The organism is Allobosea sp. 2RAB26, assembly GCF_052115465.1.
In the GTDB taxonomy this organism is placed as follows: Bacteria; Pseudomonadota; Alphaproteobacteria; order Rhizobiales; family Beijerinckiaceae; genus Allobosea.
On record NZ_JBFRGS010000018.1, the window covers coordinates 53,012 to 73,936 of the forward strand.

Below are 20,925 nucleotides of genomic sequence, written 5' to 3' on the forward strand. Positions count from 1 at the left end.
GACCTCGGTATTCGCCATCATGGCCGGGCCTGTCCCGGCCATGATCTCATGCCATCACCCAGATCGAGACGGGCCTCCGGCGCAAGGCCGGGCATCGCGCAGGTTACGCCGCGATCGCCTCGCTCAGCGCCACGACGCGCCTGGCCATCTCGGCATGAAGCCGCTCGACCATGCGGCCGTCGAGCTGGATCGCGCCCTTGTCGGCATTCTCCGGCTGTTCGAAGGCGGTGATGATCGCCTTGGCGCGGGCAAGCTCATGATCATCCGGCGCGAAGGCGGCGTTGGCCGCAGCGACCTGTGAGGGATGGATCAGCGTCTTGCCATCGAAGCCGAGATCGCGGCCCTGCGCGCATTCGGCCGCAAAGCCATCCTCGTTCTTGAGATCGTTGTAGACGCCGTCGACGATGTCGATGCCATGGGCACGGGCGGCGAGGACGGCCGTCACCAGCCAAGGCAGCATCGGCGCACGGCCGGGCACGAAGCGAGCGCGGGTTTCCTTGGCGAGATCGTTCGTGCCCATCACGAAGCAGGCGAGCCGCGTCGAGGGATCCTTCGCCGCCGAGGCAATCCGCGCCGCGTCGAGGACGGCGAGCGGCGTTTCGATCATCGCCCAGATCCGGATGGCCGAATCGGCCCAAAGGCCGGTCAGCTTGTGGCCGATCTCGATCAAGGTTTCGGGGGCCGACACTTTCGGGATCAGGATCGCGTCGGGCCTGGCCTCGGTCGCTGCGGCAAGATCCGCTTCGAACCAGGGCGTGTCGACGCCGTTCACCCGAATGACCAGTTCGCGCCGACCATAGCCTCCGGCCTTCACCGCGGCGCAGACCTGCTCGCGCGCCATGTCCTTGGAATCCGGGGCGACGGCATCCTCCAGATCGAGGATCAGCGCATCGGCGGCAATCTCGCGAGCCTTTTCAAGCGCACGGGCATTCGAACCAGGCATATACAGGACGCTGCGGCGTGGGCGGATCGCTGTCATGGGATACTCCTTAACGACGGCTGATCGAATTTCGCTGCAGTGCACACTAGACGTGACTGCAATGCAACGACAGTTCATCGAAAGGTGAAGAGGGGGGCGAATGGGCTGGATCGCCGGCGTCGACGGCTGCAAGGCGGGCTGGATCGTTGCGATCCTGGGCGACGCTACGCCCCTGCGTCCGCAGTTGCGCGTGATCTCGCATTTCTCCGAGCTCTTTGCGGGATCGGCGCCGCCCGATCTCGTGGCGGTCGATATGCCGATCGGCCTGCCGGACCGGATTGTCGGCTCCGGACGTGGCCCCGAGCAGCCGGTGCGCAGCCTGCTCGGCGAGCGGCAATCCTCGGTGTTCTCCATTCCCTCGCGCTCGGCAGTCCAGGCTGCAGAGTATCTGGAGGCTTGCGGCGTGGCCGTCGCGACCTCCGAGCCACCGCGCAAGGTCTCCAAGCAGGGCTTCTTTCTGTTCCCAAAGATCCGGGAGATCGACGGCTTGTTGAGGCAGGAGCCGGTGTGGCGCGAGCACGTCTATGAAACCCATCCCGAACTTGCCTTTCGGACGATGCGCGGCGCTCCTCTTCTGAGCCCGAAGAAGGTCCGAGGGGCGATCAACCCCGAGGGCATGGCCGAACGACGGGCACTTCTGATCGCGGCAGGCTTGCCGGTCGAGAGCGTTCACGCACGGCCGCCGCGGGGAGCTGCTGCAGACGATATGCTGGATGCGTTCGCGGCGCTGATCGTCGCCAGGCACATCCGGGGCGGGCGTGGAAAGCCCTTCCCCGATCCGCCGGGACGCGATAGCCACGGGCTTCCCATCGCGATCTGGACCTTCGCGCCGGATCGCCCAGCCTATCAGGATCGCGCCATGTCCGACCGTCCGGTGTCCCATTCCATGATCGAGGCGGCTGCCGCGCGCATCGCCGGCCATGCTCGCGTGACGCCGATCATGCGCTTGGACAAGGGGGCGCTCGGATCCGTGGGGGACATCTCGCTCAAGCTCGAATGCCTGCAGCATGCGGGGTCCTTCAAGACGCGCGGCGCCTTCAACAACCTGCTGTCCCTGCCGGTGCCTGCTGCAGGGGTTTCTGCTGCATCCGGGGGCAACCACGGTGCGGCGGTGGCCTATGCGGCGCGCGAACGCGGCGTGAAGGCGACGATCTTCGTGCCGGAGATTTCGCCCGCGGCCAAGATCGAGGCGATCCGGCGCTTCGGCGCGGAGGCCGTGGTCGGCGGCGCGCAATATGACGATGCGCAGGCTGCCTGCGATCGCTTCGTCGCGGAAACCGGCGCGCTCAAGATCCATCCCTTCGCCGCGGTCGAGACCATCGCCGGTCAGGGCACGCTCGGGCGCGAGTGGGATTTGCAGGAGCCCGATCTCGATACGGTGCTTGTCGCAGTCGGTGGCGGCGGGTTGATCTCGGGAATCGCCTCCTGGTTCGCGGGATCGAAGGTCAAGGTGGTCGGCGTCGAACCCGCGGGCTCGCGTGCCTTGCAGGCGGCGCTCGAAGCCAAGGGACCGGTCGCGGTCGATGTCGCCTCGGTGGCCGCGGATTCGCTCGGCGCCCGCAATGTCGGCCAGCTGGTCTATGACGCCTGCAAGGACACGGTCGATCACGTTGCGCTCGTGCCGGATGCCGCCATCACCGAGGCGCAGGCGCGGCTCTGGCGCGATTTCCGGCTGGCCGTCGAGCCCGGTGGCGCGGCCGCCTTCGGCGCGCTGATCTCGGGAGCCTACAAGCCGGCTCCGGGCGAGCGCCTGGGCGTTTTGGTCTGCGGCGCGAATGTCGATCTCGCCAAGCTGCAGGCGATTGTAGCCTAGGCTGCGCGCCTCTTCCTGTCGCGGCGCGACGGAGGGCCGCGAGGCTCGTTCGATGAATGGTCGTCGCTCGGCCGACCATTCCGGGCGTGCGCATTACCCCATCGTCGCAGCGGCACGGGGCTGGACGCAGGCTCTCACGGCGGCGCACAATCCGCCTGCCCGACCAGACGCGAGACGCCGATGTCCCAGACTGCGACGCTGCCCGCTTCCAAAACCAGCCCTGGCCGCTTTTTCGAGGATTTCCGGCTGGGCGAGACGATCGTCCATGCCACGCCACGGACCGTGACCAGCGGCGACGTCTCGCTCTATACGGCGCTCTATGGGCCGCGCTTCGCGGTCCAGTCTTCGGACAGTTTTGCACGCGCGGTCGGATATCCCGCGGCGCCGGTCGACGATCTGCTGGTCTTCCACATCGTCTTCGGCAAGACGGTGCCGGACGTCTCGCTGAATGCCGTCGCCAATCTCGGCTATGCGGATGGGCGCTTCCTCAGGCCGGTCTATCCGGGCGACACCTTGTCGACCACCTCGGAGGTGATCGGCCTGAAGCAGACCTCGGCGGGCGATGCCGGCATCGTCTATGTCCGCTCGATCGGCCGGAACCAACTGGGCGAAATCGTGCTGAGCTATGCGCGCTGGGTGCTGGTGCGCAAACGCGAACCGGGAGCCCCGGCGCATGCCGAGCAGGTGCCCGAACTTCCGAAGGTCGTCGCTCCCGAAGAGCTTGGCGAGGGCTGCCCGACACTCGATCTCACCGCCTATGACGATGCGCTCGCGGGCTCGGCGTTTCGCTGGGGCCATTATGCGGTCRGCGAACGCATCGACCATGTCGACGGCATGACGGTGGAGGAGGCCGAGCATCAGCTTGCGACCCGTCTCTACCAAAACACCGCAAAGGTGCATTTCGACGCCTATGGCGCGCGCGAGACGCGTTTCGGCAAGAGATTGATCTATGGCGGCCATGTCATCAGCCTGGCCCGTGCCCTATCGTACAACGGACTCGGAAACGGCCTTCACATCGCGGCGATCAATGGTGGCAGGCATGTCGCGCCACTTTTCGCGGGCGATACGGTCTATGCCTGGAGCGAGGTGCTGGAGAAGGCTGAGTTGCCGGGCCGCAGCGATGTCGGCGCCCTGCGCCTGCGTCTCGTCGCGACCAAGAACCTGCCTTGCGGGGAGTACCCCTTGAAGCTGGGCGATCAATATGCCGGTGGTGTCATCCTCGATCTCGATTATTGGGTGCTGTTGCCGCGCTGACGGGTAAGCATAAAGTTACAGATTGAGATTTATGTAACCACCGATTCGCTGCCTCGCATTGCAGCGCGGGAACGGTTTCTATAGAGAGCCAATCACTCTAGAACCATTCCCAAATGGATCGGGCCCCCGGCGGGCCGCAGAGTCGGAGAGTTCATCTTGGCCGAAACCAAACCGATCGCGCGCCCGCTTTCGCCGCATCTGCAAATCTACCGCTGGTCCTGGACCATGGCGATGTCGATCGCGCATCGCGTCACCGGCTCGGCGCTCTATGCCGGCACGGTCCTCATCGCCGCCTGGCTCGTGGCCGCCGCCTCGGGGCCGGGGGCCTATGAAACGGCTCAGGCGATTGCAGGCTCCTTCCTGGGGCGCCTCGTGCTGTTCGGCTATTCCTTTGCGCTACTGCACCACATGGTCGGCGGCCTGCGCCATTTCGTCTGGGACATGGGGTACGGCTACGACCCCGAGACGCGCATGAATATGGCGAAGTACAGCGTCTTCGTCTCGGCGGGCCTGACGATCCTGCTCTGGATCGTCGCCTACGCGATGCGCTGAGGAGTTTCGTCATGTCGTCAAATTCTTCCATGCGTACCCCGCTCGGCCGCGTTCGCGGTCTCGGCTCGGCCAAGTCCGGCACCGGCCATTTCTGGCTGCAGCGCGTCACCGCCGTGGCGAACGTCTTTCTGACGATCATCTTCCTCGGCGTTGTGATCTCGCTCTTCGGCAAGCCCTATGCGGCTGCTGTCGCGACGCTGTCGCACCCGCTGGTCGCGATCCTGATGCTGCTCTTCACCCTGTCGGGCGCCGTCCATATGCGTCTCGGCATGCAGGTCGTGATCGAGGACTATGTCCACCACGAAGGGCTGAAGATCCTCGCCGTGATGGCCAACACCTTCTTTGCGATCGCGATCGGCGCAGCTTGCGTCTTCGCGATCCTGAAACTCTCTTTCGGAGGCTGAACCCGATGGCGATCACCAGAGCCCAATCGGTCCCGGCCTATACAGGCCAGGCCTATCCGATCACCGATCACACCTTCGACGTCGTGGTTGTCGGCGCCGGCGGCGCGGGACTGCGCGCGACGGTCGGCTGCTCGCAAGCGGGCCTGAGGACTGCCTGCATCTCCAAGGTGTTCCCGACCCGTTCGCACACCGTCGCCGCGCAGGGCGGCGTTGCCGCTTCGCTTGGCAACATGGGCAAGGACACCTGGCAGTGGCACATGTACGACACCGTCAAGGGGTCGGACTGGCTCGGCGACCAGGATGCGATCGAGTATCTGGTGCGCAATGCGCCGGCGGCCGTCTATGAGCTCGAGCATTGGGGCGTGCCCTTCTCGCGCACCGAGGACGGCAAGATCTATCAGCGGCCCTTCGGCGGCATGACCACCGATTTCGGCAACGGTCCTCCGGCCCAGCGCACCTGCGCTGCCGCCGACCGCACCGGCCACGCCATGCTGCACACGCTCTATGGCCAGGCGCTGCGCTACAATACCGAGTTCTTCATCGAGTACTTCGCCATCGACCTGATCATGGACGAGGATGGCGTCTGCCGGGGCGTGATCGCGCTCAAGCTCGACGACGGCACGCTGCATCGCTTCCGCTCGAAGATGGCGATCATGGCGACCGGCGGCTATGGCCGCGCCTATTTCTCGGCGACCTCGGCCCATACCTGCACCGGCGACGGCGGCGGCATGGTACTGCGTGCCGGCCTGCCGCTGCAGGACATGGAGTTCGTGCAGTTTCACCCGACCGGCATCTATGGCGCCGGCTGCCTGATCACCGAAGGGGCTCGCGGCGAGGGCGGTTATCTCACCAATTCCGAGGGCGAGCGCTTCATGGAGCGTTACGCTCCCTCCGCCAAGGATCTGGCTTCTCGCGACGTCGTCTCGCGTTCGATGACCATGGAGATTCGTGGCGGACGCGGCGTCGGCAAGAACGGCGACCACATCTACCTGCATCTCGACCATCTCGACCCGAAGATCCTGCACGAGCGCCTGCCGGGCATCTCGGAGAGCGCCAAGATCTTCGCCGGCGTCGATGTCACCCGCGAGCCGATCCCGGTCCTGCCGACGGTGCACTACAACATGGGCGGCATCCCGACGAACTATCATGGCGAGGTGCTGACCAAGGTCGACGGCAATCCCGATACCGTGGTGCCTGGCCTGATGGCGATCGGCGAAGCGGCCTGCGTCTCGGTGCATGGCGCCAACCGCCTCGGCTCGAACTCGCTGATCGATCTGGTCGTCTTCGGACGTGCCGCCGGCTTGCGCTGCGCCGAAATCGTGACGCCGGGCGAAAAGCAGCCCGAGCTGCCGAAGTCCTCCGCCGATCTCGCGCTGACCCGCCTCGACAAGTTCCGCAATGCCTCGGGCGGCACCCCGACGGCGGAGCTGCGCAACCGTATGCAGAAGACGATGCAGGACAACTGCGCCGTCTACCGCACCGGCGAAACGCTGCAGGAAGGCCACAAGCTGATCCACGAGGTCTGGGCCGGTGCCTCCGACATCGCGACCACCGACCGTTCGCTGATCTGGAACTCGGATCTAGTCGAGACGCTCGAGTTCGACAACCTGATCACGCAGGCCGTCGTCACCATGGATTCGGCGCTGAACCGACCGGAAAGCCGCGGCGCCCATGCCCGCGAGGACTATCCGGAACGCGACGACAAGGACTGGATGAAGCACACCCTGTCCTGGATCGACGACGAGAAGCGGACCGTCACGCTCGACGACCGCCCGGTCCATACCTACACGCTCTCGAACGATATCGAGTACATCAAGCCCAAGGCGCGGGTGTATTGAGGACGATCTGACCGATGGCCGAATTCAATCTCCCCGCGAACTCACGACTGACCGAAGGCAAGGCCTGGCCGAAGCCGGCCGGCGCCAAGAAGCTGACCGAGTTCAAGGTTTATCGCTGGAACCCGGATACCGGCGAGAATCCGCGCACCGACACCTATTATGTCGACCGCGAGGATTGCGGACCGATGGTCCTCGACGCGCTGATCTGGATCAAGAACAAGATCGACCCGACGCTGACCTTCCGGCGCTCCTGCCGCGAGGGCATCTGCGGCTCCTGCGCCATGAATATGGACGGCAAGAACGGGCTGGCCTGCACCACCGGCATCGATGAGTGCGGCTCGAAGGGCAAGGTCGCGATCTATCCGCTGCCGCATATGCCGGTGATCAAGGATCTGGTGCCGGACCTCACACGCTTCTATGCGCAGCACGCTTCGGTCGAGCCCTGGCTCAAGACCACGACGCCGGCGCCGGAGAAGGAGTGGGCGCAGGGCAAGGAGGACCGCGAGAAGCTCGACGGCCTTTATGAGTGTATCCTCTGCGCCTGCTGCTCGACGTCCTGCCCGAGCTACTGGTGGAATGGCGACCGCTATCTCGGTCCTGCCGTGCTGCTTCAGGCCTATCGCTGGCTGATCGACTCCCGCGATGAGGCCACCGGCGAGCGCCTCGACGACCTGGAAGACCCCTTCCGGCTCTATCGCTGCCACACGATCATGAACTGCGCCAATGCCTGCCCGAAGGGCCTGAACCCGGCCAAGGCGATCGCAGAGATCAAGAAGATGATGGTGGCGCGGCAGGTCTGAGGCGCCACTCATTCGACGGTGCGGTCGTCTGACGCGACGGCCTGCGCCGGCTTAGGCGTCCTGGGCGCATTTCGGGGAGAGGCTTCGGCTCTCGCCCGATGCGCCGGAGACTGATTGGCGATATCGGGCTCGCCTGGGCGCGCGACCGGATCCTCGGGATCAGAGATATCGCGTCGGCGCGAATGGGGCCGGATCGGCGATCGGCTTCTCGCCGCAGATCAGCGCAGCCAGGATTTCGCCGGTGACGGGCCCCGTCGCAAAGCCGATATGCTGGCTGCCGAAGGCGAGCCAGAGACCGGGATTCCGCGGCGCTTCCCCGATCATCGGCAATGAATCGGGCAGGGTCGGCCTGGCTCCGCGCCAGGTCGTGGCTTCGGTCGCCTCGGTCAGGTCAAATGCTTCCTTCGCCCGTGGCAGGACGGCGTCGATCTGCGCGAAATTCGAAGGCGCATCCCGGTTTGCGAGCTCGACACCGCTGGTCAGGCGATAGCCCTTTTCCATCGGCGCGAGGAAGTAGGCGGATTCGACGTCGTAGAACGGGCGCGAAAGGCTGCGCCCGTCGCCTGCCTTGTAATGGCGGTGATAACCGCGCTCGACATTGAGCGGGACGCTCAGCCCGAGCGGGTGCAGCAGGTCGGTGCTCCATGGGCCGAGCGCGACCACGGCGATTCCGGCATCGAAGCTGCCGGAATCGGTCGTAGCGCGCCAGCCCTGGGGTGTCCTGGAGAGCCCTGAGGCGGCGGCGCGGACGATCTTGCCGCCGCGCGCGGCGAAGAGCGCCGCATAGGCTGCGACCACGGCCTGCGGCCAGTCGACCGAGCCGTTGTCCCGCAACCACAGGCCGGCCGAAAAGATCGGGTTGAGATCGGGCTCGACCGCCGAAAGGGCCTGCCGATCGAGATAGTCGGCACGAAAGCCATGATCCTCGAGCCACTGCTGCTCGGTGCGGGCAGCCTGTTGACCGGCCTCGCTGCGCCAGAGCTTCAGCGTACCGGTTTCACGCAGGCGATGGCTGATTCCAGCCTCTGCCATCCACGCCTTGTGCAAGGTCAGGGCCTGAGCCGTCAGACCCTGGAGTGCGGCAACGCGCGGCGCGAGACGGGATGGGCGCGTCTCGGCGAGGAAGCGCAGGACCCAGCCGGGATTCCGCAGCAGGTGGCCCCAGCGATAGCGCACGGCAGCGTGCTGGTTGCCGAGATAGTTCGGCAGGCTCTTCCAGAGCGAGGGATTGTTGAGCGGGACGACGGAGGTCGGGCTGACCACGCCGGCATTGCCGTAGGAGGTTTCGCTGCCGGGCTCGCGCCGGTCGATCAGGGTGACCATGAAGCCGCGTTTCTGCAGCGCGAGCGCACAGGAGACGCCGACAATGCCGGCGCCGAGGACAAGCGAGGTACGGGTCATGCGAGGGAGGTCTCTCCATCCACCGGCACGTGCAGCCAGTGGTCGAGGAAGCCGTCGAGCCAGGCCCTGACGGCGGGATCATAGCGATACCAGCCTTCGAGATGCTGATGGCGCAGCTGGGCCCCGGGCATCAGGGTGCGCTCATGCGCGCGCACCGACCAGCGGCACATCATCGCCGGGGTCACCTCGGGATGAAACTGGATGCCATAGGCCTTGGGGCCCGAGCGAATGGCCTGGACCGGGAAATCGCCCCCGGTTGCGAGGCATTCGGCGCCGCTAGGGCAATCGAAGCCCTCGCGATGCCATTGGTACACGGTCGAGGGCCAGGCGAAGCCGGCCTCGCTCGCATGCGAATGCCCGGCTTCCGTCAGCGCAAGATCGTAATAGCCGATCTCGGCCCGGCCCTGCGGGTGCGTGTAGACGGTGCCGCCCAGATGTCGCGTGAGCATCTGGGCGCCCAGGCAGATGCCGAGAAAGGGGGCCTCTTCCTTCAGGCAGGTGCCGATCCAGTCGATCTCGGCCTTGACGAAATCATCGGGGTCGTTGGCGCTCATCGGGCCGCCGAAGATCACGGCGCCGGCATGATCGCGCATGGTCACCGGGAGCGGATCGCCGAAGCGCGGCTTGCGGATATCGAGCGCGTGCCCCCGCGCCGCCAGAAGGCGGCCGACCCGGCCGGAGGTCGAATGTTCCTGGTGCAGGACGATCAGGACAGGCTTCGGTGCCGGCCTGTTCCTGCTGGGGCGAAGGGGGGAGCGGAGCTTGCGGGCAGCGCTGAGACGAAAGGGCTGATCGTTCATCACGGGCTTCGGATCGCTCACGCGCCAAGGTCGCGCCCAGTGGCGCACCATCCATCCATGAACTGACAATGCGGTTCCATGCGGGACCGAGCAAGCAATTCATGCGCCAGGGTTGCATGGCGCGCAGGTGTTTTTTGCATGGCGGCGCCCTGATTCCGCCGGGAGCGCACGCTTCTTGACTTCAAGTTCACGATAGGTCATGAGAATGAACGTTCATTCTCATTTCGGATTCCTCGTTTGCCACCACCCTTTGCCTTCGCCTCTTCCGAGCGCGCTCTGACGGAGCGCCATTCGCGCATCCTCGATGCGGCGGAGCGCGTCTTCGCGCGCGCCGGTTTCCATGCCGCAACGATGAATGACGTTGCGGCCGAGGCCGGCATGAGCCCGGGCAATCTTTACCGCTACTTCGCCTCCAAGGACGTGATCATCGCTGGGATGGCCGAGCGGGACCGGGCTTCGATCGTCGCAGATTTCGCGGCGCTTGATCCGCGCGCCGGCAACCTCCTTGACCAGCTCGAGGCACTTGCGCGGCGGCATCTCGTCGATGAGCCGCGCGAAAAGGCCATCATCGCGTTGCAGATCTGGGCGGAAGCCGCACGCAATCCGGAAATGGCGGCGATGTGCGCCGATATCGACGGCATGGTCATGACAGGCCTGACGGTCGCGGTCTCCGCGGCCAAGGACGGCGGCGAGCTGCCGGCCGATCTCGACGAGGTCCGCTTCCTGCAGGCGATGTCGATGCTTGCCGACGGCTTCTTCTGCCGGCGCGCCTTGGATCCGAATTTCGACACCGAAGCTGCTGCCGAGACGATGTTCACCGCGATGCGCGGATTGGCTCAGGCAATGCGCCTGCAATCCCCACACACAAATCAGCCATGACTGATTCGAAGGTTATCACCATGTTGCCGCTTCCCCTCGCGCTGACGCGCCTGGCTGCCCTGTCCCTGCTGACCCTGGCGCTGCTGCCGTCTGTCTCGGCCTCGGCCCAGACGCCAGCCAGCGCGGCCGCGCAGGCAACGGCTCCCGCCCATGGCCCGGCCGTGACGGTTACCCCGGCCACGACCGCGGAAATCGTGCAGAGCGTCGTGGTCTCCGGCTCGATGATCGCGCGCGACGAGGTTCTGGTTTCGCCAGAGATCGATGGCTTCGCGCTCGTCGAGATCCTTGCGGAAGAGGGGGACCGCGTGACGGCGGGCCAGGTGCTGGCACGCCTCTCTCGGACGACGCTTGACGTCCTTCACACCCAAAACGAGGCACAGATCGCGCGTGCCGAAGCAGCGATCGCCCAGGCCAGGGCCCAGGTCAGCGAAGCGGAAGCCAATCGTGTTCAGGCCGAGAATGCTTTCGAGCGGACCAAGGCCCTGCGCGATTCGGGCAATGCCAGCATCGAGACCTTCGATCTCCGGTCTGCGGCGGCGAGGACGACGGTCGCCCGCGTCAACTCGGCGCAGCATGCGCTTGCCATCGCGACAGCAGATCTTGCGCTGGCCAAGGCGCAGGAGCGCGATATCGCCGTGAAGCTCGCGCGTACCGAGATCAAGGCTCCCGCAGCCGGAATCGTCAGCCAGCGCCGCGCCAAGCTTGGCGCCATGGCGCCCCTGGCCGCTACCGAACCCCTCTTCCGCATCATCGCCGATGGTGCGATCGAACTCGAGGCGGATGTCGCGGAGGTCGAACTTAGCTCGCTTAAGCTCGGCCAGAGGGTCGCAGTCACGCCGGCGGGAGCCCAGAAGCCGCTCGTCGGTGAGATCAGGTTGATTGCACCGCAGGTCGACAAGGCGTCTCGGCTCGGGCGCGTGCGAATCGCCCTTAAGGATAATCCGCCGGTCGCGCTTGGCTCCTTTGCTCGCGGGGTGATCGAAACCGGGCGCAAGACGAGCATCACCCTGCCGCTCTCCGCCATCACCTATTCGCGCAATGGAGCGCTGGTGCAGAGCGTCAAGGACGGCAAGGTCAGCACCAAGAAGGTGACGCTGGGACTGACCGGAAACGGCCGGATCGAGATCACCTCCGGTCTCGCCGAAGGCGAGACCGTGGTCGCGCGCGCGGGCACTTTCGTGCGCGACGGCGACGCGGTTACCCCGATCGCGACGAATTGACGGGGCCGGCGGAATGAACATCAATTTCTCTGCCTGGTCGATCCGCAAACCGGTCCCGGCCATCCTGCTCTTCGTGGTGCTCTGCGTGCTTGGGGTGATGTCGTTTTCGACACTGCCGGTCACGCGGATGCCGAATATCGACGTGCCTTTCGTCTCGGTCTCAGTGACCCAGGCCGGCGCAGCGCCGGCGGAGCTTGAAAGCCAGGTCAGCAAGCGCATCGAGGATGCGGTCGCCAACATCACGGGCGTCAAGCATGTGATGTCGACGCTGACCGACGGCCAGTCGCTCACCCTGATCGAGTTCCGGCTGGAGGTGAACACCGACCGGGCGGTCAACGACGTCAAGGACGCCATCGCCAAGGTCAGGGCGGATTTGCCACGCACCATCGACGAGCCGGTGATCCAGCGCATCGATGTCGAGGGCCAGTCGGTCCTGAGCTATGGCGCATCGTCGCCCGGCATGACGCTGGAGCAACTCTCCTGGCATGTCGACGATGTCGTTGCGCGCGAATTGCAGGGGCTGAAGGGCGTTGGCCGTGTCGATCGCTACGGTGGCGTCGATCGCGAGATCAGGATTTCGCTCGATCCCGACCGGTTGCTGGCGCTCGGGACAACGGCTGGCGAAGTCAACCGGCAGATTCGGGCGACCAATGTCGACCTCGCCGGTGGGCGCGGCGAGGTTGGCGGCCAGGAACAGGCGATTCGCACGCTCGCCGGTGCACGTACGGTAGCAGAGCTTGCCGAGACCAAGATCTCGCTCACCGGTGGCCGCGAGGTGAGGCTGAAGGAGCTTGGCCGCGTCGAGGATTCCAATTCCGAGCCGCGTTCCTTCAGTCGCCTGGACAAGCAGCCCGTCGTCACCTTCGCGGTGTTCCGCTCCAAGGGTTCGAGCGAGCTCTCGGTCAAGCAGGTGGTTGCAGCGCGCATCGACGAGCTGAACAAGCGCTACCCGTCGATCGAGCTGAAGCTGATCGACGATGCCGTCGCCTATACCCATGGCAACTACCAGGCGGCGATGGAGACGCTGTTCGAGGGGGCGGCGCTGGCCGTGCTCGTCGTCTTCCTCTTCCTGCGCAACTGGCGCGCGACGCTGATCACCGCCATCGCACTACCGCTTTCGGCCATCCCCACCTTCTGGGCGATGCAGATGCTGGGCTTCTCGCTCAATCTGGTCAGTCTGCTCGGAATCACGCTCGTCACCGGCATCCTGGTCGACGACGCGATCGTCGAGATCGAGAACATCGTGCGCCATATGAAGATGGGCAAATCGCCCTATCGCGCGGCGATGGAGGCGGCCGATGAAATCGGGCTCGCGGTCATCGCGATCACCCTGACCATCGTCGCGATCTTCGCGCCGGTCTCCTTCATGGGCGGTATCGCCGGGCAGTATTTCCGCCAGTTCGGCCTGACGGTTGCCATCGCGGTGCTGTTCTCGCTGCTGGTGGCGCGACTGATCACGCCGATGATGGCGGCCTATCTGATGCGACCCGTGAAGCACGAGGATGACAGGCCTGGTCCGTTCATGCGCGGCTATGTCGGCTTGCTGCGGCTCACTCTCGCGCGGATCCGCCTGCCGTTGCTGCCGCGTTTCGATGGGACGGGGCGCTGGCGCAAGCTGCCATTCAACATGGCCTATGTGACCCTGGTGGTCGGCTTCATCTTCCTGTTCGCCTCGATCCAGGCGACGGCCTTGCTGCCGACGGGCTTCTTCCCGGAGGAGGACACTGCGCGTGTCGTCGCCAGCGTCGAGTTGCCGCCGGGCGCAACGCTGGAAGAAACCCGCGTCACGACCGACCAGATCGTCGACGCGCTGAAGACGATTCCCGAGGTCAGGCATGTCTTCGTGCTCGGTGGCGCCTCGCCGACCGGACAGCGCGAGGTCCGGCGCGCCTCGGTCACGATCATGCTGACGCCAAAGAGCGATCGTGCGGTCAAGCAAAAGGACCTGAAGGTCGTCATCGCCGAGAAGCTCGCCACCGTCCCCGATGCCCGGGCCTGGTATGTCAACGAGCGCGGCGAGCGCGAGATGGCGTTCTCGATTCTCTCCAAGGACGGCGATGCGCTCGACGAGGCGGTTGCCCGGATCGAGGCGCGCATGCGCCAGGTCGACGGCTACCTCAATGTCGCGACCGCTGGCTCACTCAGCCGGCCGGAGCTGCGCGTCACCCCGAAACTCGAGCAGGCAGCAACGCTCGGCGTCACGCCGGAGGCAATCTCGGAAGCGGTGCGCATCGCGACGATCGGCGATGCGGGTGCCAATCTTGCCAAGTTCAATGCCGGCGACCGGCTGGTGCCGATCCGTGTCCAGCTCGATGAGGCAGCGCGTGCCGACATCCGTAATATTGCCGCCCTGCGTGTCACCAATACGAGCGGCGTCTCGATTCCGCTGACGGCGGTGGCCGATATCGGCTTCGGCGAGGGGCCGAGCTCGATCGACCGCTATGACCGCGTCCGACGGGCTGCGATCGGCGCCGACCTGAAACGTGGTTTCGAACTCGGCACCGCGCAGGATACCTTCAACGAGATAGTCAAAGAGGTCGGACTGCCGGCGGGCGTCAGGATTGCCGCCACCGGTGACGCCGAGATCCAGGGCGAGGTCGTGCAGGGCTTCATCACGGCGATGACGACTGGCCTGATGCTGGTCTTCGCGCTGCTGATCCTGCTGTTCGGCTCGGTCGCCCAGCCGGTGACCATCCTGCTCTCGCTGCCGCTCTCCTTCGGCGGCGTGGTGATTGCGCTGCTCGCGACCAATAACCCGGTCTCGATGCCGGTCTATATCGGCCTGCTGATGCTGATGGGCATCGTCACCAAGAACGCGATCATGCTGGTCGATTTCGCGGTGGAGGAGGTCGCCCGCGGCAAGGACCGGATCACCTCACTGCTCGAAGCCGGGCGCAAGCGGGCCCGGCCGATCGTGATGACGACGATCGCGATGGCGGCGGGCATGTTGCCCTCCGCCTATGGCGTCGGCGATGGCGGCGAGTTCCGCGCGCCGATGGCGATCGCGGTGATCGGCGGTCTGATCGTCTCGACCGTGCTCAGCCTCGTCTTCGTGCCGTCCTTCTACACGGTGATGGACGATATCGGCCGTGGTTTCAGCTGGCTCTTCGGCCGCTTCTTCAGCAAGCCGGAGGATGAATCGGCCTGGGAGCCCATGGGGGATGAGGAATCGCCCGGCGAAGCCAGCGCCAAGGCGATGAGTGGAAAGCTGCCGCCGCCGCGGCTTGCGGCGGAGTAGGGTCGACGGGCAGGGCAGGACGGAGCCGAGCGGAAGCGGCTTTGCGTCTATAGTTTCGAGATCGGGCCGCAGAACCCTGCTGTGCTCCGCGGCTGGGGGAGCAATCTCAGGCCGCTTCAGAGGGGCGGGGCCAGGTCCGGCAGCAAATCTCAGCCCTTCCGCACCAGCAGAACGGCTGCCAGAATCGCCACGCCGCCAAAGGCCTGCGCGGGCGAGGGCTGCTCGGCAAAGATCGCCCAGGCAGCGAGAACGCTGACCAGTGCCGGCCAGACCATCACCAGCGAGGCGGCGCTGGCGCCGTATTGGCCGAGCGCCAGCGTGATCAAACCCTGGCCCAGCGCATGCGAGACGAGTCCGAGCGCGATGACCGCAAGCCAGCCCTGCAGACTCTGCGGCAGGATGGTTTCGCCAAGCAGGATCGCGACCGCGATGCAGAAGACGGCGCAGAGCGCGCTGGAGATCAGGCCGATGCGCCCGGCATCGGCAAAATCCCGGGCCCGGCGAATGGCGATGATGTAGATGGCGTAGGAGAAGGCTGCTCCGACCGCCAGGCTGTCGCCGAAAATGCTGCCCGGACTGGCCGCGGCCGTAGAAGACGCGAATTTCGGCAGCACCAGCATCAACGCACCGCCGATCGCCAGCAAAAGCGCGCCGAGGATGCGCCCGGTCGGCTTCTCACCGAGCAGGAGCCAGGCCGCCAGGACGACGACGACCGGCGAGAGATTGCCGAGCAGCGAGGCGTTGGCGATCGTCGTGAAGCCGAGCGAGGCATTGTAGAGCGTCACGTCGACGGCGAAGGCGAACCCGGCCAGCGCGATCGGCCACCAGCTCCCCGAGCGCGCGGCCCCCGATCTGGGCTTGCGCTGTTCGAACGCGGTCCAGGCTGCGAGGACGGGCAGGGCAAAGAGCATGCGCCAGAAGCCGGCGGCGGCCGGTCCGACATCGGCATAGCGCACGAAGATGCCGGAAAAGCCGATGCAGGTCGCGCCTGTCATCAGCGCGACGAACATGGCAAGGCCGGGTGCAGCCGGACGTGACAGGGCGAGGCTCGGGGTGGTCATCAGGGTCATCCGCGACGGGCAGTGCCGGCGATATAGGGTGCTTCCTTCAATCGGAAAAACGGATTATTCTCATCGTTCCATTCGAAATTCCGATGGAGCGAGGCGATGGCAACTCATTTCGATCTGGCGGCGCTCGATATGCTGGTGACGGTCGCCGAGACCGGCGGTTTCACGGCAGCGAGCGTCAGGCTCGGCCGCACGCAATCGGCGGTTTCGGTCCGCATCCAGGATCTCGAAGCGCAATTGGGCCAGAAGCTGCTCGAGCGCTCGCGGCGTGGGGTGACACCGACCGACGCCGGCGAAAGGCTGATCGGTCATGCCCGCCGCCTGCTCGCGGTGGAGCGCGAAGCGCTGGCTGATCTGGGCGGCGAGGCAGCCACGGGGCGACTGCGCGTCGGCGTGCCCGACGATTATGTCGACGCCTACTTGCGTCCGCTGATCGCACGATTTGCGGCCGAGCATCCGCGTGTCGAGCTGGAACTGCGTTGCGATCTCTCGAAACGGATCGAGCCTGCGCTTGCGGCCGGCGAGTTCGATATTGCCGTGATCACGCAGGATCCGGTCCGGCCAAAGGGAGAAACGCTGCGCCGCGAGCCGCTGGTCTGGGTTGCGGCGCGCGGTCATCGCCCGGAATTGCAGGAGGTTCTGCCGCTCGCTTTATTTTCCGAAGGCTGCCGGGCGCGCCCTCGTGTCCTGGCGGCGCTCACCGGGGCAGGGCGGGCGCATCGGCTGGTCTTTTCCTCCTCGCATACGGCGGGAGTGATCTCCGCGGTCGAGGCCGGATTCTGCGTCACGGCGATCACCGAGAGTGCGGTGCCGCCGAGCCTGCGCCGGCTTGGCGCCGCCGAGGGCCTGCCACCGCTGTTCGAGCTTTCGGTCGGTCTCATCGTCGCGCCTAGCCCTAGTCTCGCGGCCCGGCGCTTTGCACAGGCGCTTCGCGAAGAAATGGCCGCGCCACGGCTTGCCGCGTGAGCGCCCGCATTGCCCTTCGGCCCGCGGCCCACTACTGAGAAGCAATGAAATTCCTCGACCAAGCCAAGATCTATGTGAAGGCCGGTGACGGCGGCGCGGGCTGCGTCTCCTTCCGGCGTGAAAAATTCATCGAATTCGGCGGCCCCAATGGCGGCGACGGCGGACGCGGTGGCGATGTCGTGATCGAATGCGTGCAGGGGCTCAACACGCTGATCGACTTCCGCTTCCAGCAGCATTTCAAAGCCAGGATCGGCGAACACGGCATGGGCAAGGACCGGCACGGCGCCAATGGCCCGCCGATCGTGCTCAAGGTGCCGCCGGGTACGCAGGTCTTCGACGAAGACGGTGAGACCTTGATTGCCGACCTGACCGAATCCGGCCAGCGTTTCGTTCTGTGCAAGGGCGGCAATGGCGGCTTCGGCAACGCCTATTTCAAGACCTCGACCAACCAGGCGCCGCGCCATGCCAATCCGGGCCTGCCGGGCGAGGAGCGCTGGGTCTGGCTTCGCCTGAAACTGATCGCCGATGCCGGGCTTGTCGGCCTCCCCAATGCCGGCAAGTCGACTTTTCTTGCCACGGTTACCGCTGCAAAGCCGAAGATCGCCGATTACCCCTTCACCACCCTGCATCCCGGCCTTGGTGTCGTGCGGGTCGATGGGCGCGAGATGGTGTTGGCCGATATTCCTGGCCTGATCGAGGGAGCGCATGAGGGACATGGGCTCGGCGATCGCTTTCTCGGCCATATCGAGCGCTGCCGCGTGTTGCTGCATCTGGTCGAAGGCACCAGCGAGCACGCCGGCAAGGCTTACAAGACCGTTCGGGAGGAACTCGAGGCCTATGGCGAGGGCCTGGCCGAGAAGCCCGAGATCGTGGCGCTGTCTAAAGTGGACGCCCTGAGCCCGGAGCTGCTCAAGGAGCAGGTCGCGCGGCTGAAGCGGGCCGCCAAGCGCGCGCCGATCGTGCTGTCATCAGCGTCTGGCCAGGGCGTCGACGATGCCTTGCGCGCCCTCTTCGCGGTGGTCGAAGAGGCTCGGAAGGAAGAGGCCCAGGCCGATGCTCCGGCGCTGGAAACCGGCTGGCGCCCATAACCGGTCATTCGCCACGGGATGTTGACGACCGTTCCCAGCGAGCTCCAAACGGCTTGCGTGGAAACGCGCGCCACCATCTAAGTCATGGCTACCGTCAAAGGGGGACTTGTCAGGTGATTTCGAAGCTTAGGCCTCTCGCGTTCGTTTCCGTCGTGATCTTCAGTGGCGCAGCCCTTGCCCAGGCGCAGCGTCCTTCCGCGAGTGCACAGGCTCCGGCCGCTCCTGGCGGCGTTTCGCAGCCGGACAATACGACGGCGACCTATGGCGACTGGACCCATCGCTGCCAGCAGGGCGTCGGGACCCGGATCTGCGAGATCGTGCAGACGCTCGAGGTGCAGGGGCAGCGCGGCCCGGTGGCGTTGATCGCGCTCGGGCGGCCGGTGCGCAATGAACCCTACAAGCTCGTGGTGCAGGTGCCGCCGAATGTGAGCCTCGGCGCCAAGGCCGGTATCCGCCTTGCGCTCGGAGAGAAGGACGAGGGGACGCTTGCCGACTTCCAGCGCTGCCTTCCCGGCGGCTGCTTCGCCGAGGTGAACGTGAGCGACGACCTGCTGAAGCGTTGGCGCGGCTTTGGCGAGGCTGGCCAGCTTCGCTATCAGGATGGTGCTAACCGCGCCGTCGTGCTGCCCTTCTCGTTCAAGGGCTTTCAGTCCGCAGTGGACGCGCTTGCCCGCGAGCCCTGAGATCGGCGCGTTTCAGTTCTCGGTGAATTGCAGCCGGTGCAGCCGGGCATAGGTGCCGTCATGCTCGATCAGAGCATCATGGCTACCGGTCTCGACGATCCGGCCCTCTTCCAGCACGACGATGAGATCGGCCTCGCGCACGGTCGAGAGGCGATGGGCGATCACCAGTGTCGTGCGGTTCTTCATCAGCCGGGCGAGCGCCTGCTGGACGAGCCGCTCTGACTCGGTGTCGAGTGCGCTCGTCGCCTCGTCGAGCAGCAGGATTGGCGCATCCTTCAGGATGGCCCGCGCGATGGCGACACGCTGGCGTTCACCGCCGGACAGCTTCGAACCGCGCTCGCCGACCTGCGTATCGTAGCCATCGGGCATGGCCATGATGAAATCATGCGCCGCTGCGTCCCTGGCGGCGGCCATGATCTCGGCCTCGGTCGCTCCCGGCCGGCCAAAGGCGATGTTGGCCCGCACGGTATCGTCGAAGAGCATGACATCCTGGCTGACGACACCGATCTGGCCGCGCAGGCTGGCGAGAGTGACGTCGCGCAGATCCTGTCCGTCGATCTCGATGCGGCCCTCGTTCGGGTCGTAAAGGCGCGGCGCCAGGGTGAGCAGCGTCGACTTGCCGGAGCCGGAGCGACCGACCAGAGCTGTCATCCTGCCACCCTGTGCGACGAGATCGATGCCTTCCAGGGCGCGGGCATCATCGCGATAGCGAAAGCGAACGTGCCGGAAGGCGATCTCGCCGGCACCGACCTTGAGGGGCTGCGCTCCAGAGCGCTCGGTGACCAACGGCTTCTCGTCGATCAGGGCATAGTAGCGTTTCAGCGAGGCCCCGGCCTCCTGCAGGATGGCGTTGAGGTTGCCGAGCGAACGCATCGGCTGCGCCGCGAGCAGCAGCGCCGAGACATAACCGGTGAAATCGCCGATCGTGCTGGTGCCCGCCGTGATCCTGACCCCGATGGCGGCAAGGACGCCGGCGACCGCCATGCCGCCGGCGACCTCGAGCAGAGGATCGAGCCGGCCGCGGGCATTGGCAGCCTTCATCTTGAGCGAGCGGATCGTCTCGAAGGCATGCGCGGCGCGCGCCTTGAGATAGGGCTCGAGCGAGTCCGTCTTGGCGACGCGGGCACCCTGCAGGCTCTCGGTGACGAGGCTTGCCATGATGCCTGTCTGCTCCTGCTGCGACATCGCCATGCGGCGCAACTTCTTGCCGATCCGGCCGATCGGGCGCGCGACGATCGGCGCGATCAGCAGAACGACAAGGGTCATCTGCCAATCGATCCAGAGCAGGGCCCCGACCAGTGCGATGGAGGTCATCACATCGCGCACGGCGATGTTGATGATCCGGGTCAGTGCCTCCTTCACATAGGTGAAGTCGGTGGTGAAGCGCTGGGTCAGCGACGCGGGGTTCTCGCGCTGGAGCTGAGCAAGGTCGGCGTCGATCAGATGCGCGTAGAGCGCGGACTGCATATCCGCTTCGATTCGGCTGACCACGCTGTTGGTCATCACCGTTTGCGTAAGCAGCGAGAAGCCCTTGATCGCAGTGACGATGACGACGACGACCGCAACGGCGTTGACCACGCCGATCTCGATCCCGATCGACTTCGAAACGAGACGCTCCATCCGGCGCACGAAGCCCGTCGCTTCCGCCGATAGGGGGTCGGCGAAGGCGTCGAAGGCTGCCTTGATCAGAAGCGGGTAGAAGCTGGTTGTCGCGGCGATCACCACCACTAGTGCCAGGATCATCGCCATCTGGGGCAGGTAGGCGTTGACTCGCTCGCGCCAGACGCGGGCGAAGAGCGCAAAGGTGTCGTCGGTAACGCGGCCGATCTTCATGGCGCGGGGCCTAACATGGTCGACCGCGATATGCCACTGGCTTGGCGGCGGGGGCGTTCCTCGCGCTCCGGTCTTGTTCCAGACACGAAGCTGGCGTCCCATAGCCACAG

At 65.7% G+C, this 20,925-nt stretch carries 17 protein-coding genes; 12 read left to right on the plus strand and 5 right to left on the minus strand.

The genetic code is table 11. The annotated features are described in order from the left end of the window. Window positions 1–103 precede the first annotated feature (103 nt). Complete coding sequence (locus AB4118_RS27470) at window positions 104–979, minus strand: HpcH/HpaI aldolase/citrate lyase family protein (protein ID WP_441492723.1); 876 nt, start codon at window positions 977–979, stop codon at window positions 104–106. A gap of 100 nt (window positions 980–1,079) precedes the next feature. Here AB4118_RS27470 and AB4118_RS27475 point away from each other — a divergent pair, with 100 nt between their 5' ends. The 6 genes from AB4118_RS27475 (at window position 1,080) to AB4118_RS27500 (ending at window position 7,640) form a co-directional block, all read left to right on the plus strand. Continuing rightward, a complete protein-coding gene (locus tag AB4118_RS27475) occupies window positions 1,080–2,792 on the plus strand; it encodes a serine/threonine dehydratase (RefSeq protein ID WP_441492724.1) in 1,713 nt (570 codons plus the stop codon). A gap of 180 nt (window positions 2,793–2,972) precedes the next feature. Continuing rightward, complete coding sequence (locus AB4118_RS27480) at window positions 2,973–4,046, plus strand: MaoC family dehydratase (protein ID WP_441492725.1); 1,074 nt, start codon at window positions 2,973–2,975, stop codon at window positions 4,044–4,046. A gap of 156 nt (window positions 4,047–4,202) precedes the next feature. Further along, window positions 4,203–4,598, plus strand: a complete 396-nt coding sequence (sdhC, locus tag AB4118_RS27485) for a succinate dehydrogenase, cytochrome b556 subunit (RefSeq protein WP_441492726.1) — start codon at window positions 4,203–4,205, stop codon at window positions 4,596–4,598. A gap of 11 nt (window positions 4,599–4,609) precedes the next feature. Further along, window positions 4,610–5,002: a succinate dehydrogenase, hydrophobic membrane anchor protein gene (gene sdhD, locus AB4118_RS27490; protein ID WP_069878686.1), complete on the plus strand. Its 393-nt coding sequence runs from the start codon at window positions 4,610–4,612 to the stop codon at window positions 5,000–5,002. A 5-nt stretch (window positions 5,003–5,007) separates the two neighbouring features. Next, the gene (gene sdhA / locus AB4118_RS27495; RefSeq protein ID WP_043242101.1) at window positions 5,008–6,840 is read left to right on the plus strand and encodes a succinate dehydrogenase flavoprotein subunit; all 1,833 of its coding nucleotides are present in this window, start codon (window positions 5,008–5,010) and stop codon (window positions 6,838–6,840) included. Window positions 6,841–6,854: 14 nt separating this feature from the next. Continuing rightward, window positions 6,855–7,640, plus strand: a complete 786-nt coding sequence (locus AB4118_RS27500; protein WP_069878688.1) for a succinate dehydrogenase iron-sulfur subunit — start codon at window positions 6,855–6,857, stop codon at window positions 7,638–7,640. Window positions 7,641–7,799: 159 nt separating this feature from the next. Here AB4118_RS27500 and AB4118_RS27505 read toward each other — a convergent pair whose 3' ends face one another. After that, window positions 7,800–9,041 carry an NAD(P)/FAD-dependent oxidoreductase gene (locus tag AB4118_RS27505; protein ID WP_441492727.1) on the minus strand — a complete coding sequence of 414 codons (1,242 nt, stop codon included), beginning with the start codon at window positions 9,039–9,041 and terminating at the stop codon, window positions 7,800–7,802. Next, on the minus strand, window positions 9,038–9,841 hold the full coding sequence (locus AB4118_RS27510; RefSeq protein ID WP_441492728.1) for a glutamine amidotransferase: 804 nt from the start codon (window positions 9,839–9,841) through the stop codon (window positions 9,038–9,040). The genes AB4118_RS27505 and AB4118_RS27510 overlap by 4 nt, the downstream gene beginning before the upstream one ends. A 237-nt stretch (window positions 9,842–10,078) precedes the next feature. On the opposite strand from AB4118_RS27510, the gene AB4118_RS27515 reads away from it, so the two are divergent. The 3 genes from AB4118_RS27515 to AB4118_RS27525 are packed head-to-tail and all read left to right on the plus strand — an operon-like array spanning window position 10,079 to window position 15,178. Then, window positions 10,079–10,720 carry a TetR/AcrR family transcriptional regulator gene (locus AB4118_RS27515; protein ID WP_441492729.1) on the plus strand — a complete coding sequence of 214 codons (642 nt, stop codon included), beginning with the start codon at window positions 10,079–10,081 and terminating at the stop codon, window positions 10,718–10,720. 20 nt (window positions 10,721–10,740) lie between these two features. Beyond that, the gene (locus tag AB4118_RS27520; protein WP_441492730.1) at window positions 10,741–11,940 is read left to right on the plus strand and encodes an efflux RND transporter periplasmic adaptor subunit; all 1,200 of its coding nucleotides are present in this window, start codon (window positions 10,741–10,743) and stop codon (window positions 11,938–11,940) included. 13 nt (window positions 11,941–11,953) lie between these two features. Then, entirely contained in the window at window positions 11,954–15,178 is a 3,225-nt protein-coding gene (locus AB4118_RS27525; protein ID WP_441492731.1) for an efflux RND transporter permease subunit, read from the plus strand. Window positions 15,179–15,327: 149 nt separating this feature from the next. On the opposite strand, the gene AB4118_RS27530 is transcribed toward AB4118_RS27525, so the two are convergent. Next, complete coding sequence (locus AB4118_RS27530; protein ID WP_441492732.1) at window positions 15,328–16,239, minus strand: DMT family transporter; 912 nt, start codon at window positions 16,237–16,239, stop codon at window positions 15,328–15,330. Window positions 16,240–16,344: 105 nt separating this feature from the next. On the opposite strand from AB4118_RS27530, the gene AB4118_RS27535 reads away from it, so the two are divergent. From AB4118_RS27535 to AB4118_RS27545, 3 genes are all read left to right on the plus strand, one after another. Then, entirely contained in the window at window positions 16,345–17,211 is an 867-nt protein-coding gene (locus AB4118_RS27535) for a LysR family transcriptional regulator (RefSeq protein ID WP_441492733.1), read from the plus strand. Between the two features lie 44 nt (window positions 17,212–17,255). Next, entirely contained in the window at window positions 17,256–18,299 is a 1,044-nt protein-coding gene (gene obgE / locus AB4118_RS27540) for a GTPase ObgE (RefSeq protein WP_441492734.1), read from the plus strand. A 113-nt stretch (window positions 18,300–18,412) separates the two neighbouring features. After that, window positions 18,413–18,982, plus strand: a complete 570-nt coding sequence (locus AB4118_RS27545) for an invasion associated locus B family protein (RefSeq protein WP_441492735.1) — start codon at window positions 18,413–18,415, stop codon at window positions 18,980–18,982. A 12-nt stretch (window positions 18,983–18,994) separates the two neighbouring features. On the opposite strand, the gene AB4118_RS27550 is transcribed toward AB4118_RS27545, so the two are convergent. Continuing rightward, the gene (locus tag AB4118_RS27550; RefSeq protein WP_441492736.1) at window positions 18,995–20,815 is read right to left on the minus strand and encodes an ABC transporter ATP-binding protein; all 1,821 of its coding nucleotides are present in this window, start codon (window positions 20,813–20,815) and stop codon (window positions 18,995–18,997) included. Window positions 20,816–20,925 lie beyond the last annotated feature (110 nt).

Coding starts and splice junctions, on each gene's coding strand:
- AB4118_RS27470 (WP_441492723.1), bottom strand. CDS start 979: ATGACAGCGATCCGCCCACGCCGCAGCGTCCTGTATATGCCTGGTTCG.
- AB4118_RS27475 (WP_441492724.1), top strand. CDS start 1,080: ATGGGCTGGATCGCCGGCGTCGACGGCTGCAAGGCGGGCTGGATCGTT.
- sdhD (WP_069878686.1), top strand. CDS start 4,610: ATGTCGTCAAATTCTTCCATGCGTACCCCGCTCGGCCGCGTTCGCGGT.
- sdhA (WP_043242101.1), top strand. CDS start 5,008: ATGGCGATCACCAGAGCCCAATCGGTCCCGGCCTATACAGGCCAGGCC.
- AB4118_RS27500 (WP_069878688.1), top strand. CDS start 6,855: ATGGCCGAATTCAATCTCCCCGCGAACTCACGACTGACCGAAGGCAAG.
- AB4118_RS27505 (WP_441492727.1), bottom strand. CDS start 9,041: ATGACCCGTACCTCGCTTGTCCTCGGCGCCGGCATTGTCGGCGTCTCC.
- AB4118_RS27510 (WP_441492728.1), bottom strand. CDS start 9,841: ATGAACGATCAGCCCTTTCGTCTCAGCGCTGCCCGCAAGCTCCGCTCC.
- AB4118_RS27520 (WP_441492730.1), top strand. CDS start 10,741: ATGTTGCCGCTTCCCCTCGCGCTGACGCGCCTGGCTGCCCTGTCCCTG.
- AB4118_RS27525 (WP_441492731.1), top strand. CDS start 11,954: ATGAACATCAATTTCTCTGCCTGGTCGATCCGCAAACCGGTCCCGGCC.
- AB4118_RS27530 (WP_441492732.1), bottom strand. CDS start 16,239: ATGACCACCCCGAGCCTCGCCCTGTCACGTCCGGCTGCACCCGGCCTT.
- AB4118_RS27535 (WP_441492733.1), top strand. CDS start 16,345: ATGGCAACTCATTTCGATCTGGCGGCGCTCGATATGCTGGTGACGGTC.
- obgE (WP_441492734.1), top strand. CDS start 17,256: ATGAAATTCCTCGACCAAGCCAAGATCTATGTGAAGGCCGGTGACGGC.
- AB4118_RS27550 (WP_441492736.1), bottom strand. CDS start 20,815: ATGAAGATCGGCCGCGTTACCGACGACACCTTTGCGCTCTTCGCCCGC.